The following is a 15526-nucleotide window of genomic DNA, read 5'->3' as shown; positions in this document are numbered from 1 at the left end:
CCGCGTTGGATAAATCGTTAATAACAATAAAGACGAGGATGTAGGGATGAAAAAGCAACACAGCAACACCCGATTGCTCTGCCAGTTGTCGGCGGTGGCGGCCCTGGTCCTGTCCGGCAATGCCATGGCCGATGAGGCGTTCAGCGCCGATTCGAAATGGATGACCGGCGACTGGGGCGGCGAGCGCACCAAGCTGATCGAGCAGGGGATCGACATCAAGGCCGACTACGTCGGTGAAATGGGCGCCAACCTGCATGGTGGTTACAACGACGACAAGACCGGGCGCTACAGCGACCAGTTCGGCCTGGGCGTGGCGTTCGACCTGCAGAAGCTTTTGGGCTGGGACAACACCCAGGCCAAGATCCAGCTGACCAACCGTAACGGCCAGAACATCTCCAACGACCGCATCGGCGACCCGCGTGCCGGCACCTTGAGCTCCTCCCAGGAGGTCTATGGCCGGGGGCACATGGTCCGCTTGACCCAGTTGTGGGTTCAGCACCAGTTCCTCGACGGCAAGCTGGACGTCAAGGCCGGCTACTTCGGCGAAGGCGAAGACTTCAACACCTTCCCCTGCGACTTCCAGAACCTGGCGTTCTGCGGCTCCCAGGTGGGTAACTGGGCCACCGGCATCTGGTACAACTGGCCGGTCAGCCAGGCGGCGCTGCGAATCAAGTACAACATCACCCCCGAGCTGTATGCGCAAATCGGCGCCTACAACCAGAACCCGTCGCAACTGGAGCACGGCAACGGCTTCAAGCTCAGCGGCAGCGGCACCAAGGGCACCGTATTGCCCGTGGAACTGGTCTGGTCGCCCAAGCTCAACAGCCTGCCGGGCGAGTACCGCGTCGGTTACTACAAGAGCACGGCCGATGCCAATGATGTGCGCAAGGACGTCAATGGTCAGGATGCCGCGGACACCGGCGATGCCTATCGCGTGCACAACAGCAAGCACGGCTACTGGTTCGTCGGGCAGCAGCAACTCACCACCCACAACGGTGACGCTTCCCGGGGCCTGAACATCGCTGCCAACGCCACCTTCCACGACAAGGACACCAACGTCGTCGACAACTACCAGTCGCTGATGTTCGTGTACAAGGGGCCGTTCGATGCGCGTCCCAAAGATGACGTCGGCATCGGTTTTGCTCGGATCCACGTCAACGACGATGTGCGCAAGAACGCCCAGCTGATCAACGAGGACAACGGCATCAGCAACTACGACAACCCGCTGTACATGCCGCTGCGCGACACCGAATACAACTACGAGATCAACTATGGCTTCCACGTCACCAACTGGCTGACCGTGCGCCCCAACCTGCAATACATCACCCACCCGGGTGGTGTGGATGAAGTCGACAACGCGCTGGTGGCCGGCCTGAAAATTCAGTCGGTGTTCTAAGGCCGTTGCGATAAGCTCCTTCTCTCTGTGCGCATTTTGCGGATGGCCTGGGCCGTCCGCTTTTTTTTGTCGGGCCGGCGCCCCCCCTCATGAGTAGCGAGACAGCATTGATTTTCAGGACTGCGGCCCATGCATGAGCATCCGCTACAACGCTTTTTCAGATCCTTGCGCGAGCGCCCGGTGTTTGCCTGGGAGCGTTATCAATTGCGTGACGTGCTGGTGATCGATCACCCGCTGTGCCAGGCCGTGTTCAGTCGTCAGGGTGCCCAGTTGCTGCACTTCCAGCCGGCCGGACAAAAGCCCTGGCTGTGGTGTGCGGCGAAGTGGCCGCAGGTGGGGGCGATCCGTGGCGGAGTGCCTGTGTGCTGGCCCTGGTATGGGCGCCATCCCAGCGAAAATGCCTGGCCTTCCCATGGCTGGGCGCGGCTGCTGGACTGGAAGCTGCTGGACAGCAGCAGTGATGAAGAGGGCGTGCGCCTGCACTGGCAATTGCAGTTGTGCGACTGGAAGGTCGACCTGCATGCGCACCTGGGCCAGAGCATGGACCTGCGCCTGAGCACCGAGCACCAGGACACCGAACCCTGCCAGTTGAGCCAGGCTCTGCACGCCTACTGGCGTATTGGTGATGTCGGCGAGATAGCGCTGTCTGGGCTCGATGGCGCCCAGGGTTATGACCAGTTGAGCCGTCAGGTCTGCCAGCAGCAGGGCGAGTTGCGGGTCGAGGGCGGTTGCCAGCGGGTGTTCCAGCACGAGGGTGAGTTGCAGCTCAAGGATCACGCCTGGCAGCGCGAGTTGTGCATCGATACCGGTGACCATGCCGACACCGTGGTCTGGCACCCCGGCACCCGGCCGCTGCTGGGGGTGAGCTGGAATGAGGTGTCGCGGTTCGTCTGTGTCGAAGCGGCTGTGGGCGGCACCGACAGCCTGCGCCTGGCGCCCGGGGAGCAAGCGCACCTGAGCTTGCAGGCGCGCGCTGCGGGGTAGGGAGCCGGCTGGCCGGCGAACCGGCCCGGCTTCAGTTGAACTCGTCGCCCACCGGGTAGCGGCTGGCGTTGAGGCTTTCCTTGATCTTGCGCAGGTGTGGCTGGAAATCCACGCCGCGGCGCAGGGTCATGCCGGTGGCCAGCACGTCGAGCACGGTGAGCTGGATGATCCGTGAGGTCATCGGCATGTAGATGTCGGTGTCTTCCGGTAGCGGGATGTTCAGGCTCAAGGTGCTGGCCTTGGCCAGTGGCGAGTTTTCTGCGGTCAGCCCCAGCACCGAGGCGCCGTTTTCCCGTGCGATACGCGCCACTTCCACCAGTTCGCGGGTGCGGCCGGTGTAGGAAATGATCACGAACAATTCGCCGGTATGAGCCACCGACGCGATCATCCGTTGCATCAGCACATCGGCGTGGGCGGTGACGGCGAGGTTGAAGCGGAAGAACTTGTGCTGGGCGTCCAGGGCCACCGGGGCCGAGGCGCCGAGACCGAAGAAGTGGATCTGCCGGGCCTGGATCAACAAGTCCACGGCCTTGCTGATCAGGTTCGGGTCCAGGGCCTGGCAGGCGCTGTCCAGGGAGGCGATGGCGCTGCCGAAAATCTTTTGCGTGTAGGCTTCTGGGTTGTCGTCGGCCTCCACGGCACGGCTGACATAGGCCGCACCGCTGGCCAGGCTCTGGGCCAGTTGCAGCTTGAGTTCCGGGTAGCCGCTGACGCCAAAGGAGCGGCAGAAGCGATTGACCGTCGGTTCGCTGACCGAGGCAGCCTGGGCCAGGGCGGCGATGCTGAAGCGAGTCGCCTGCTGCGGGTTGAGCAGGATGACTTCGGCGACTTTACGTTCCGCCTTGTTCAGTTCTTCAAGACGGTTCTGGATCTGCTCCAGAAGGTTTCGCACTCGGTCCATTAAGGTTTCCTAGATCGGCTAGACAGGCGCTGCGGGCAGGGCCGGGAAGCGGTCAATCGAGCAAGGCGCGCCGACGGATTGTCGGTGCAGGCCTTTTGAGCTTGCTGCGATTGCGCTGCGCACCGGGTCGCTGGCGCGCCTGCAATGCGAAGTTGAGAGGTGGCCTATCCTACTGATGGCCCGGATCGACCACCACCTGGAATCTGTATTTTGTAAAAATGTTGTGTTTATTACTACATTTTTCCTTGAGTGATGCCTTGAAAAAAGGTATTTGTAGCTTAACTTGATAAAAGAACAAACATCATGCCTTCGATAACGGTTGAACCCTGCACCTTTGCCTTGTTTGGCGCGCTGGGCGATCTGGCGCTGCGTAAGCTGTTTCCTGCCCTGTACCAACTCGATGCCGCCGGTTTGCTGCATGACGACACGCGCATCCTGGCCCTGGCCCGCGAGCCTGGCAGCGAGCAGGAACACCTGGCGAATATCGAAACCGAGCTGCACAAGTATGTCGGCGACAAGGATATCGATAGCCAGGTCCTGCAGCGTTTTCTCGCCCGCCTGAGCTACCTGCATGTGGACTTCCTCAAGGCCGAGGACTACGTCGCCCTGGCCGAACGTGTCGGCAGCGAGCAGCGCCTGATTGCCTACTTCGCCACGCCGGCGGCGGTGTATGGCGCGATCTGCGAAAACCTCTCCCGGGTCGGGCTCAACCAGCACACCCGTGTGGTCCTGGAAAAACCCATCGGCTCGGACCTGGATTCATCACGCAAGGTCAACGACGCGGTGGCGCAGTTCTTCCCGGAAACCCGCATCTACCGGATCGACCACTACCTGGGCAAGGAAACGGTGCAGAACCTGATTGCCCTGCGTTTCGCCAACAGCCTGTTCGAAACCCAGTGGAACCAGAACTACATCTCCCACGTGGAAATCACCGTGGCCGAGAAGGTCGGCATCGAAGGTCGCTGGGGCTATTTCGACAAGGCCGGCCAACTGCGGGACATGATCCAGAACCACTTGCTGCAACTGCTCTGCCTGATCGCGATGGACCCGCCGGCCGACCTTTCGGCCGACAGCATCCGCGACGAGAAGGTCAAGGTGCTCAAGGCCCTGGCGCCCATCAGCCCGGAAGGCCTGACCACCCAGGTGGTGCGCGGCCAGTACATCGCCGGCCACAGCGAAGGTCAGTCGGTGCCGGGCTACCTGGAGGAAGAAAACTCCAACACCCAGAGCGACACCGAGACCTTCGTCGCCCTGCGCGCCGATATCCGCAACTGGCGCTGGGCCGGGGTGCCGTTCTACCTGCGCACCGGCAAGCGCATGCCACAGAAGCTGTCGCAGATCGTCATCCACTTCAAGGAACCCTCGCACTACATCTTCGCCCCCGAGCAGCGCCTGCAGATCAGCAACAAGCTGATCATCCGCCTGCAGCCGGACGAAGGTATCTCGTTGCGGGTGATGACCAAGGAGCAGGGCCTGGACAAGGGCATGCAACTGCGCAGCGGTCCGTTGCAGCTGAATTTTTCCGATACCTATCGCAGTGCACGGATCCCCGATGCCTACGAGCGGTTGTTGCTGGAAGTGATGCGCGGCAATCAGAACCTGTTTGTGCGCAAAGATGAAATCGAAGCCGCGTGGAAGTGGTGTGACCAGTTGATTGCCGGGTGGAAGAAATCCGGCGATGCGCCCAAGCCGTACGCGGCCGGGTCCTGGGGGCCGATGAGCTCCATTGCACTGATCACGCGGGATGGGAGGTCTTGGTATGGCGATATCTGATTTGCAACTGCCGGCGGGCGTGCGCGCCCACGAATTCCGCAGCCCCACGCTGCTGGCTGAAGGCCAGGCGCTGAAGGTCGCCGAGCTGCTGCGCGAGGCCATTGCCGCGCGCGGCAACGCCACCCTGGTGGTGTCCGGTGGCCGTAGCCCGGTGGCGTTTTTCCAGGCTCTGGTGAAGCAGGAGCTGGATTGGTCCAAGGTGCTGATCACCCTGGCGGACGAGCGCTGGGTGCCTGTGGAGCATGCCGACAGCAATGCGGGCCTGCTCAAGCGCTACCTGCTCCAGGGGCCGGTGGCCAAGGCTCGCTTCCTCGGCCTCTACAGTGCGGCGGCCAATCTTGAAGAGGCTGCCCTGCAAGCGGACAGTCTGCTGGCCGAACTGCCGGGCATCGATGTGCTGGTGCTGGGCATGGGGGATGACGGCCACACCGCGTCTCTGTTCCCCAACAGCCCGAACCTGGCTGAAGCGCTCAAGGCCGATGGCACTCGTCGCTGCTGGCCGATGCTGGCGCCCAGCGTGCCCCATCAGCGCCTGAGCATGAGCCGGGCATTGCTGGCTTCGGCCCGCAACAGCCTGTTGTCGATTTCCGGTCAGTCCAAGCTGACCACCCTGAGCGCCGCACTGGCTGGTGACGCTGTCGCCGAAATGCCGATTCGCGCCTTCCTGCAAACCCCGTTAGAGATTTACTGGTGCCCATGAGCCAAGGATCAGCCGCTATGACAAACCTCGCCCCGACCGTTTCCATGGCGGACAAAGTTGCCCTGATCGACAGCCTCTGCGCCAAGGCGCGGATCCTGCCGGTGATCACCATTGCCCGCGAGCAGGATGTCCTGCCGCTGGCCGATGCCCTGGCGGCCGGCGGCCTGACCGCCCTGGAAGTGACCCTGCGTTCGCAGTTCGGCCTCAAGGCGATCCAGATCCTGCGCGAACAGCGCCCGGAGCTGGTGACCGGTGCCGGCACCGTGCTCGACCCGCAGATGCTGGTGGCGGCGGAGGCGGCAGGTTCGCAGTTCATCGTCACCCCGGGCATCACCCGCGACCTGCTGCAAGCCAGCGTGGCCAGCCCGATTCCCCTGCTGCCGGGGATCAGCAATGCCTCCGGGATCATGGAGGGTTATGCCCTGGGCTATCGCCGCTTCAAGCTGTTCCCGGCGGAAGTCAGTGGTGGCGTGGCGGCGATCAAGGCCCTGGGCGGGCCGTTCGGCGAGGTCAAGTTCTGCCCTACCGGCGGCGTCGGCCCGGCCAATATCAAGAGCTACATGGCGCTCAAGAATGTGATGTGTGTCGGCGGTAGCTGGATGCTCGATCCCGAGTGGATCAAGAACGGCGACTGGGCACGGATCCAGGAGTGCACGGCCGAGGCCCTGGGCCTGCTGGACTGAAGGTTCTACCCGATTCGTTGGTGTGTTCTACGGCTTTACGGTGCGCTTGGTCGGCGCACCGTTTTTTTTTGCCTGGAGAATAGCGCTGCCCGGCGCGCGACAGGCGGGCAGGGCTTACCGGCCGGCCAGGTCGGTGAGGGCTTCGATCAACTGCTGCATATGCGCAAGGGGAGTGGTCAGCCCCGGAGTGATGCGGATGCAGGTGCCGAACCCTGCGCCATTGCGGGCCACGGTAAACAGGTTGTAGTCCCGTAGCAGGCGATCCGCCAGGGCTTGCTGGTCCTGGTGGCTGGTGAAGCGCACAGCGCTGATGGCGCAGCACAGGCGCGGGTCCTGCGGGGTCATGACTTCCAGCCCGTCCATTTCGCGCACCGCTTCGCTCCAGCTATGGCGCAGGTAGTTCAGGCGCGCGCCCTTGGCCGCTGCACCACCCATCGCCCGGTGTTCCTCGAACACCCGGGGCAGGGTCATCAGCGCCGGAATGTTTGGCGTGCTGTAGGGCGTACGGGCGCGCACGTCGTCACGGGGAAAATGGAACTCGTCCATGTCCGGGTCGATGTCTTCCAGGCGTTCGGGGTGGATATACACAAAGCCCAGGCTCAGCGGTGCGCCGATCCACTTGTGCAGGTTGAAACCGGCGAAGGCGATGCCCAGGTCGCGAAGGTCGAAGTCGATCTGGCCCAGGGCGTGGGCGCCGTCGAGGATGATGTCGACTCCGTGTTCCCGAGCGGCGGCGGCAATCGCCCGGACCGGCATCACCAGCCCGCTGCGATGGGTGACATAGGTCAGGGGCATCAGCTTGAGCCGTGGGTAGCGCTCGAAAGCGTCTTTGTAGGTGCTTACAAGGCTGTCAAAACTGGCAGGATGCCGGTGGACGATCTCTATCACTTCGACGCCGCGCTGGCGGGCCAGCCAGCGCATGGCGCTCTTGACCGTGTCGTACTCCAGGTCGCTGAGCAGCACCTGGTCGCCCGGTTGCAGGCGGTTGTAGTTGCGGATCAGCGATTGCAGGGCGTCGGAGGCACAGCGGGTGAGGGCCACGGCGTTTTCCGGCGCCTGCAGCAGCGCCGCCAGTTGGCGGCGGATGTCCAGCGCGTCGATCTGCTCGAAGCGCTGGCGCACCAGCAGCGAGTTGCTGCGGTTCACCCACTGGATGTTGTGCTGGTACTCCTGGGCCACGCTGCGGGTCATGCGCCCGAAGTAGCCGTTTTCCAGGTTGATCGGCCCCGGCTCGATGTCGAACTGGCAAGCGATGCCCTGCCAATGATCTTCGTCGTGGGCAAGTGTGGCTGCAGTCCTTGGCATGGAGGGCTCTTTTTCAGTGACGGGGTTTGGGTTTGCCGTGTTTGGCCCGCAGGGGATCGAGCAGGTCGCTAAGGCCGTTGTGGTCGATTTCCTGCATCAGGGCCAGCAGGCCGCCGAGTTCGCCCTTGGGAAAACCTTCCCGGGCGAACCAGTTCAGGTAGGGGCCGGGCAGGTCGGCCAGGATTCGGCCCTTGTATTTGCCGAAGGGCATTTCCCGGGTGACCAGCAGTTCAAGAGTTTCAGGGGTCATGGCGGGGGCTGTCGTGTCATTCAAGAGCCTTGGAAAATACAGGCATTCTGCATGGAGGCCAAATGACAGATCATGCAAATAACTCGGATACAGATTTTTGTATATTTTCTAAGTCATTGAATAATAAGGAATAAAAATATAATCCAAGTCTGGCATGGCGGGTGCAACAGTTAACTCAACTAACTCAACTCTCGAGTTAACCCAATTCTCGCAACCCACAAGGAACCAGAAAATGACTGACTTGAATAAAGAAGCTATTTCGGTACTCAACAGCCTGATCGAGACCAGCAAGGACGGTCAGGAAGGGTTCAAGACCTGTGCCGAAGACATCAAGCACCCCGAGCTCAAGGCGCTGTTCATCAAGCGCTCCACCGATTGCGCCACGGCCGCGGCAGAACTGCAGTCGGTAGTGCGCTCCATGGGCGGTGATCCGGAAACCTCCACCAGTGTTAGCGGCGACCTGCACCGTCGCTGGGTCGACCTCAAGTCCCTGGTGACCGGCAAGGACGAGGAGGCGGTGCTCAACGAAGCCGAGCGTGGTGAAGACCATGCACTGAAGGCCTACAAGGAGGCTCTGGAGAAGATCAACAAGCACAACCTGGTGGGTATTCGTGATGTGGTAGAGCGCCAGTACCACGGCGTGCAACGCAATCACGACCAGGTCAAGGCCCTGCGCAATCAGGCACGCGCCCGTTCGTAAGGGTCAAAACCTGTCAAAAACGCCAGCCAGTCTGGCGTTTTTTTATGCCGGTAATTTAATGCTGGACGGTATTTAGTTAGCTAGCTAATAATTAGCCCAGCTTCGCTGATGCCTATCGCGACTATCGTTGTGTTTGTCCTGCCAAGAGTTGCCAGCCGTGCCCATTACCCTGCAAGCCCTGCTTGCTCCCAACCTTCCTGCATTGCAGTTCGCGATCAAGACCCTGCTCGGTGGTGGGGTAGCGCTGTGGCTGGCATTGCGCTGGGGGCTGGAGCAACCGGCCTGGGCCCTGATGACCGCATTCATCGTGGCTCAGCCGCTGTCCGGCATGGTCTTGCAAAAAGGTCTGGCGCGGCTGTTGGGGACCTTGGTGGGCACCCTTATGTCGGTGCTGTTCATGGGGCTGTTCGCCCAGACCCCCTGGCTGTTCCTCCTGGCCCTGGCGCTGTGGCTGGGGTTGTGCACGGCCAGTTCGACCCTGTTGCGCAGTGCCTGGTCCTACTCCTTCGTGCTGGCCGGCTACACCGTGGCCATCATTGCCTTGCCGGCCATCAGCCATCCCCTGGGGATCTTCGACCAGGCGGTGGCCCGCTGTACGGAGATTTCCCTGGGTATCATCTGCGCCACCGCCAGCAGCGCGCTGCTCTGGCCGCTGCGCGTCGAGCGACAGTTGGCCGATCAGGCCCGCAGTGCCTGGCACAGCGGGATGCAGGCGGCCCGTGCCACCCTGGCCGGGGATGCCCAGGCCCGCAAGGGCCTGCTGGAGATCCTCGGGCGCATCGTCGCCGTCGATGCCCAGCGCGAACATGCCTGGTTCGAAGGCCCGCTGGGCCGCCAGCGGGCCCGGGCGATCGGTGGCCTGAGCCAGAAACTGTTGATGCTGCTGCGCATCTCCCGTTCGGTGCGGCGCCAGTGGAAGCAGTTGGATAGCGTCGAAGCCGCGCGGTTACAGCCGTGGATGGATCAGGTCCTGGCGGCCCTGGACAGCGCTGAGGGTGCCAGCCTGCAAGCCTTGTCGCCACGGGTGCTGGAGGCGTCCCGTGATGGGGCGATCAGCCCGGCGCAGAGTTACTGCCTGGCGCGTTTCAGCTTGTTGCTGGACACCGCCCTGGCTGCCACCCAGGCCCTTTCAGCGGTGCAGGAGGGGCGTGGGGCAATGGTGCAGCCGGCGACGCTGACACCTCACCGCGACTTGTCGCTGGCCCTGGTATTCGGCGCCCGCAGCGCCCTGGCTTTTCTGACGGTGGCCAGCTTCTGGCTGGCCACCGCCTGGCCCGCGGCCTCCGGGGCGATGCTGCTGACCTGTGTGGTCTGCAGCCTGTTCGCCAGCCGCGAGAACGGGGCGCAGATTGGCATGAGCTTCATGCGCGGGATCTTTCTGGCGGTTCCGGCAGCCTTCGTGGTGGGGCAGATCCTGCTGCCTCAGTGGAGCGGTTTCCCGATGCTGGCGATGGCCATGGGCGTGCCGCTGTTCTTCGGCGCCCTGGGCATGGCCAAGCCGCAGATCGGCGCCACGGCCACTTCGTTCTGCCTGCACTTCATCGTGCTGATCTCGCCGATGAACCGCATGAGTTTCGATGTGGCCAGTTTCTTCAATAACGCCCAGGCCATGGTGCTGGGGGTGGGCGCTGCGGTGCTGGCCTTCCATCTGCTGATCCTGCGCAACCCGGCGTGGCACGGCCGGCGCCTGCTGGCTGCGACCCTGCACGACCTGGTGCGCCTGACCCGGCGCAACCTGCGGGGTGCGGAAAGCTGGTTTGGCGGGCGCATGGCCGACCGCCTGTTGCAACTGGCGCGGCATTATCCGGAACTGCCGGAGCCGGCCCGCAGCCGCTGGGACGATGGCCTGCTGGGCCTGGATATCGGCGACGAACTGATGCACCTGCGCCTGAGCCTGGCGGTGGCCCAGGTACCGGTCGGCGCCGCGCAGCGAGCTTATTTCGAGCACCTGCAGCGCACCCTGGAACAAGGCCCGGCGGGCAGTCGTCAGGATGCCCTGGAGCAGGCCAGCGTGGCCCTGCTGGAGGCGCTGGGGCAGCAGCCGCCCAGTGATGCGTTGAAACTGGCGCAGGGCGCCGTCGTGCAATTGCAAAGCAGCTGGCGCAGTTGGTGCCGGCAGCAGGAGGAAAGTCATGGGGCTGCGTGAGTGGTCGCTGGGCGGGGTGCTGCTCAGCCCGTTCCTGATTTATGTGGTGCTGGCGCTGGTGCTGACCGGTGCCCTGCGGATGCTGGTGCGGGTAACCGGGCTGGGCCGCTGGATCTGGCACGAAGCACTGTTCGATTGTGCCCTGTATGTCTGTGTCTTGACGGTCATTACGCTGGTCCTGGGGCCCTTATAAGGAGTTGATCATGCGTACACCCGTACGTGTCGTGTTTACCCTCTGCCTGGTGGCGGTGGCGATCTTTGCCGGTTATCACCTGTGGCAGTACTACATGCTTACGCCCTGGACCCGCGATGCGCGGATCCGCGCCGACGTGGTGATAGTCGCCCCGGATGTGTCCGGCTGGGTGCGCGAGCTCAAGGTGGCGGACAACCAGCCAGTCAAGGCCGGCGAGCTGTTGCTGAGCATCGACCGCGACCGTTTCGAGGCCGCCCTGGAAAAAGCCCAGGCGGTGGTGCAGACCCGCCAGCAGCAGTTGAGCCTGCGCGAACATGAAGCCAGCCGCCGCGCTGCTCTTGGCCCCCAGGCCATCAGCGCCGAGCTGCGCGAAAACGCCCAGATCAACGCCGGCATTGCCCGTGGCGAGCTGCGCCAGGCCCAGGCCGAGGCCAAGGTCGCCGAATTGAACCTGGCCCGTAGCCAGGTGCATGCGCCCCGTGACGGGCATATCACCAACTTGCGCCTGGCCGAGGGTAACTACGTCAATGCCGGGCAGCCGGTGATGGCGCTGATCGATGACTCGACCTTCTATGTCCAGGCCTATTTCGAGGAAACCAAGTTGCCGCGGATCCAGGTCGGCGACCCGGTGAAGGTCTGGCTGATGAGCGCCGGTGATGCCCTGCAAGGCCATGTGGAAAGCATCAGCCGGGGGATCACCGACCGTAATGCCACACCTGACGGGCAACTGCTGGCGGAAGTGGAGCCGACCTTCAACTGGGTACGCCTGGCCCAACGGATTCCGGTGCGGATCAAGCTCGACAAGGTGCCCGAAGGCATCAACCTGAGCGCCGGCATGACAGCCAGTGTGCAGGTGGAGGAGGGCGGCAAACAGTAGGAGCCGGCTTGCCGGCGAAAGCGCCGGCATAGCCTTCGCCGACAAGCCGGCTCCTGGGGAGCGAGACTCAGCCGATGGTGATGGCTGGCAGGGTCGGCAGGGTCACGGTCTGTTGCTTGCGTGGCGCGAGAATCTCGGCTTCGCCGTCCACCACCAGCTCATCGCGCTGGTTGAACACGCGGGTGGCGATGCGCACGCGGAACTTGGGCAGTTTTTCGAGGATCTCCAGGCGCACGGTCAGGGTGTCGCCAATCTTCACCGGCTTCTGGAAGCTCATCTGCTGGCCGATGTAGATGGTGCCCGGGCCTGGCAGCTCGCAGGCCACGGCGGCACTGATCAGCGCACCGCTGAACATGCCGTGGGCGATGCGCTCCTTGAACATGGTGGCGGCGGCGAACTCTGGGTCCAGGTGCACCGGGTTGTGGTCGCCGGACATGGCGGCGAACAGCTGGATGTCACGCTCCTCGACGGTCTTGCTGTACTGGGCGGTCTGGCCGACTTCCAGGGCTTCGTAAGGCGTGTTGGTTACCTGGGTCATGTTGCTGAAATCCTCTGACAGATAAATAAGCGCACTGGCTGCGCACCGGCTATTCCGACCGCGGTGGCCGGCGGTGCTGCAGGGCCTGGTCGAGCCAGGCCAGCACGTCGTGGGTCACTTGGTCACGGTTGCTTTCGTTGAACAGCTCATGACGTGCCTGGGGGTAGATATTGAGTTGCAGGCACTGGCTGCCGGCCTCGCGCAACGCGTTGGCCAGATCCTTGAGACGCTTGCCAGCGCTCACCGGATCACATTCACCACCCATTACCAGCAGCGGCAGGCCCGGATCGATCTGCTTGAGGTTGGCAATCTTGCTGATTTGCTGCAGCCCGCCCAGCAGATCGATCCACAACTGGTTGGTGCAACGAAAGCCGCACAATGGATCGGCCACGTACTTGTCGACTTCCGCCGGGTCGCGGCTGAGCCAGTCGAAGGCGGTGCGATTGGGTTTGAACGCCTTGTTGAACGAACCGAAGGACAGCCATTCGATCAGTGCGCTGCGCCCCTGGCCGCCCTGGCGCCAGCGTTCGATGCGGGCGATCAGGCTGGCGACGCGGTACAGCGCCACCGGCTGGAAATTCGAGCCGCTGAGAATCGCCCCGTGCAGGCTAGCGCTGTGATGTTGCAGATAGGCCTGGGCGATGTAGCTGCCCATGCTGTGGCCCAGCAGTACGATGGGCGTGCCGGGGTGCTGCTGGCCGATGTGCTGGTTGAGGCTGGCCAGGTCGCCGACCACCTTGCTCCAGCCGTTCTGGTCTGCGTAGTGGCCCAGCACCCCCTGTTCCGCCGTCTTGCCGTGGCCACGCTGGTCGGGGGCGTAGACGGCATAGCCTTCGGCGCACAAGGCCTGGGCCAGGCGCGCATAGCGCCCGCTGTGCTCGGCCATGCCGTGGGACAGCAGGACCACCGCCTTGAGTGGCGGTTCGGGCAGCCACTGGTTGACGAAGAGGCGGTGGTGGTCGCTCGTGGTCAACCAGAACGTGTCATGGGTCATGGCGATTCCTTTGCTCGAAGACGCTGCACTTTATAGCGCATCGGTGCCTGGGCGTCTGATTCGCGCGCCCGTTGGAAGCAAGATTCACAAAATTAATGACACACTTGCGCATATTTGCCTGAATCGCCATAGCTGCTAACGTCCGAGGAGCCCCGCCCCTGAGAGCGTTGCAGTGGCGGCCCGGACAGCTCAGGTACAAGAGAGGACAAGAATAATGCAACCTGATTTCTGGAATGATAAGCGCCCCGCTGGCGTCCCCAACGAGATCGACCTGGGGGCCTTCAAGTCGGTGATCGAGGTGTTTGAGCGTTCCTGCAAGAAATTCGCTGATCGCCCGGCCTTCAGCAACATGGGCGTGACCCTCACCTACGCCGAGCTGGAACGCTACAGCGCGGCCTTCGCCGGTTATCTGCAAAGCCATACCGATCTGGTTCCGGGAGACCGTATTGCGGTGCAGATGCCCAACGTTTTGCAGTACCCGATCGCGGTATTCGGAGCCTTGCGCGCAGGGCTGGTGGTGGTCAATACCAACCCGCTGTACACCGCGCGGGAGATGCGCCACCAGTTCAAGGATTGCGGGGCCCGGGCCTTGGTCTACCTGAACATCTTCGGCCAGAAGGTCCAGGAAGTGCTGGGGGATACCGATATCCAGTTCCTGATCGAGGCCCGGATGGGCGACATGATGCCCAGCGCCAAGGGCTGGCTGATCAATACCGTGGTGGACAAGGTCAAGAAGATGGTGCCGGCCTACCACCTGCCCCAGGCCATTTCCTTCAAGAGTGCCCTGCGCCTGGGGCGTGGCCAGAGCATCAAGCCGCTGCAGGTGGGCCACGACGATGTTGCGGTGCTGCAGTACACCGGGGGCACCACCGGCCTGGCCAAGGGCGCGATGCTGACCCACGGCAACCTGGTGGCCAACATGCAGCAGGCGCGGGCCTGCCTCGGCCAGCATGGGCCCGACGGCCACACCCAGTGGCGTGAAGGCCAGGAGGTGATGATCGCGCCGCTGCCGCTGTACCACATCTATGCCTTCACCGCGAACTGCATGTGCATGATGGTGACCGGCAACCACAACGTGCTGATCACCAACCCGCGGGACATCGGCGGCTTCATCAAGGAGCTGAAGAAGTGGCGTTTTTCTGCGCTACTGGGGCTCAACACGCTGTTTGTGGCACTGATGGATCACCCGGATTTCAAGAACCTGGATTTTTCCAATCTGAAGCTCACCAACTCTGGCGGCACGGCCCTGGTCAAGGCTACCGCCGAGCGCTGGCAGAAGCTGACCGGCTGCCGGATCACCGAAGGCTACGGGCTGACCGAAACCTCGCCGGTGGCCTGTACCAACCCCTATGGCGAGCGTTCGCGGTTGGGCACCGTCGGCCTGCCGGTACCGGGCACCACCTTGAAGATCATCGATGACCAGGGCGTCGAGCTGCCGCTGGGCGAGCGGGGCGAGCTGTGCATCAAGGGCCCGCAGATCATGAAGGGCTACTGGAACAAACCCGAGGCCACCGCCGAAGTGCTGGATGCCGAGGGCTGGTTCAAGTCCGGTGATATCGCGGTGATCGATCCGGACGGTTTCGTGCGCATTGTCGATCGCAAGAAGGACATGATCATCGTCTCGGGTTTCAACGTGTACCCGAACGAGATCGAGGATGTGGTCATGGCTCACCCGAAAGTCGCCAACTGTGCAGTCATCGGCATACCGGACGAGCGTTCCGGCGAGGCGGTGAAGCTGTTTGTGGTGCCGCGTGAGGCGGGGGTCAGCCTTGAAGAGCTCAAGGCCTACTGCAAAGAGAATTTCACCGGCTACAAGGTGCCCAAGCACATTGTGCTGCGTGACTCTTTGCCGATGACCCCGGTGGGCAAGATCCTGCGCCGCGAGTTGCGCGATATCGCTTGAGCCCAGGGCTTTTACCTGGCGGGCAAGCCGGTTGGCGCAACCGGCTTGCCCGCTCTGCATTCCGAGGGGCGCAAAGCCCCGGGCCAGAGCGGAATTCAGGCGGGTAGAATTTTTACTCTAAAAGTGACTATTTAAATGTCTTGAGTCATTTTTGTGACTATTCAGGCCTTCTTTGGCTCTAGT

At 62.8% G+C, this 15526-nt stretch carries 15 protein-coding genes; 10 read left to right on the top strand and 5 right to left on the bottom strand.

Going from position 1 to position 15526, the window contains the following annotated elements; genetic code table 11:
* Positions 1–46 precede the first annotated feature (46 nt).
* Both AC1RCO_RS17830 and AC1RCO_RS17825 read left to right on the top strand, forming a co-directional pair.
* Entirely contained in the window at positions 47–1396 is a 1350-nt protein-coding gene (locus AC1RCO_RS17830) for a carbohydrate porin (protein ID WP_047288671.1), read from the top strand.
* Positions 1397–1525: 129 nt separating this feature from the next.
* Positions 1526–2380, top strand: a complete 855-nt coding sequence (locus tag AC1RCO_RS17825) for a D-hexose-6-phosphate mutarotase (RefSeq protein ID WP_015636740.1) — start codon at positions 1526–1528, stop codon at positions 2378–2380.
* Between the two features lie 31 nt (positions 2381–2411).
* Here AC1RCO_RS17825 and AC1RCO_RS17820 read toward each other — a convergent pair whose 3' ends face one another.
* Positions 2412–3272, bottom strand: coding sequence for a MurR/RpiR family transcriptional regulator (locus AC1RCO_RS17820; protein WP_169892262.1), 861 nt, complete (start codon positions 3270–3272; stop codon positions 2412–2414).
* A 312-nt stretch (positions 3273–3584) separates the two neighbouring features.
* On the opposite strand from AC1RCO_RS17820, the gene zwf reads away from it, so the two are divergent.
* From zwf to AC1RCO_RS17805, 3 genes are read left to right on the top strand one after another with little or no spacing between them, the layout of a single operon-like run.
* On the top strand, positions 3585–5054 hold the full coding sequence (gene zwf / locus AC1RCO_RS17815; protein WP_015636738.1) for a glucose-6-phosphate dehydrogenase: 1470 nt from the start codon (positions 3585–3587) through the stop codon (positions 5052–5054).
* Positions 5041–5754, top strand: a complete 714-nt coding sequence (gene pgl, locus AC1RCO_RS17810; protein ID WP_019094569.1) for a 6-phosphogluconolactonase — start codon at positions 5041–5043, stop codon at positions 5752–5754. Before zwf ends, pgl begins: the two co-directional genes overlap by 14 nt.
* A 17-nt stretch (positions 5755–5771) precedes the next feature.
* Positions 5772–6437, top strand: a complete 666-nt coding sequence (locus AC1RCO_RS17805) for a bifunctional 4-hydroxy-2-oxoglutarate aldolase/2-dehydro-3-deoxy-phosphogluconate aldolase (protein WP_404673585.1) — start codon at positions 5772–5774, stop codon at positions 6435–6437.
* Positions 6438–6551: 114 nt separating this feature from the next.
* On the opposite strand, the gene AC1RCO_RS17800 is transcribed toward AC1RCO_RS17805, so the two are convergent.
* Positions 6552–7742, bottom strand: a complete 1191-nt coding sequence (locus AC1RCO_RS17800) for an aminotransferase class V-fold PLP-dependent enzyme (RefSeq protein WP_492617906.1) — start codon at positions 7740–7742, stop codon at positions 6552–6554.
* Positions 7743–7755: 13 nt separating this feature from the next.
* Positions 7756–7992, bottom strand: a complete 237-nt coding sequence (locus tag AC1RCO_RS17795; RefSeq protein ID WP_015636734.1) for a DUF3820 family protein — start codon at positions 7990–7992, stop codon at positions 7756–7758.
* 232 nt (positions 7993–8224) lie between these two features.
* Here AC1RCO_RS17795 and AC1RCO_RS17790 point away from each other — a divergent pair, with 232 nt between their 5' ends.
* The 4 genes from AC1RCO_RS17790 (at position 8225) to AC1RCO_RS17775 (ending at position 11908) form a co-directional block, all read left to right on the top strand.
* Positions 8225–8692 carry a ferritin-like domain-containing protein gene (locus AC1RCO_RS17790; RefSeq protein WP_011062859.1) on the top strand — a complete coding sequence of 156 codons (468 nt, stop codon included), beginning with the start codon at positions 8225–8227 and terminating at the stop codon, positions 8690–8692.
* Positions 8693–8849: 157 nt separating this feature from the next.
* The gene (locus tag AC1RCO_RS17785; RefSeq protein ID WP_065365380.1) at positions 8850–10838 is read left to right on the top strand and encodes an FUSC family protein; all 1989 of its coding nucleotides are present in this window, start codon (positions 8850–8852) and stop codon (positions 10836–10838) included.
* Positions 10825–11031: a DUF1656 domain-containing protein gene (locus AC1RCO_RS17780; protein WP_011062857.1), complete on the top strand. Its 207-nt coding sequence runs from the start codon at positions 10825–10827 to the stop codon at positions 11029–11031. The genes AC1RCO_RS17785 and AC1RCO_RS17780 overlap by 14 nt, the downstream gene beginning before the upstream one ends.
* A gap of 10 nt (positions 11032–11041) precedes the next feature.
* The gene (locus AC1RCO_RS17775) at positions 11042–11908 is read left to right on the top strand and encodes an efflux RND transporter periplasmic adaptor subunit (RefSeq protein ID WP_011062856.1); all 867 of its coding nucleotides are present in this window, start codon (positions 11042–11044) and stop codon (positions 11906–11908) included.
* Positions 11909–11975: 67 nt separating this feature from the next.
* On the opposite strand, the gene AC1RCO_RS17770 is transcribed toward AC1RCO_RS17775, so the two are convergent.
* Both AC1RCO_RS17770 and AC1RCO_RS17765 read right to left on the bottom strand, forming a co-directional pair.
* On the bottom strand, positions 11976–12446 hold the full coding sequence (locus tag AC1RCO_RS17770) for a MaoC family dehydratase (protein WP_011062855.1): 471 nt from the start codon (positions 12444–12446) through the stop codon (positions 11976–11978).
* 49 nt (positions 12447–12495) lie between these two features.
* On the bottom strand, positions 12496–13440 hold the full coding sequence (locus AC1RCO_RS17765; RefSeq protein ID WP_011062854.1) for an alpha/beta hydrolase: 945 nt from the start codon (positions 13438–13440) through the stop codon (positions 12496–12498).
* Between the two features lie 214 nt (positions 13441–13654).
* On the opposite strand from AC1RCO_RS17765, the gene fadD2 reads away from it, so the two are divergent.
* Entirely contained in the window at positions 13655–15343 is a 1689-nt protein-coding gene (fadD2, locus tag AC1RCO_RS17760) for a long-chain-fatty-acid--CoA ligase FadD2 (protein WP_011062853.1), read from the top strand.
* The last annotated feature ends 183 nt before the right edge of the window (positions 15344–15526 follow it).

The organism is Pseudomonas sp. GW823-FHT03E05, assembly GCF_058796855.1.
The sequence above is the reverse complement of the archived record's forward strand: the minus strand, read 5'-3'. Positions and strand labels throughout refer to the sequence as shown.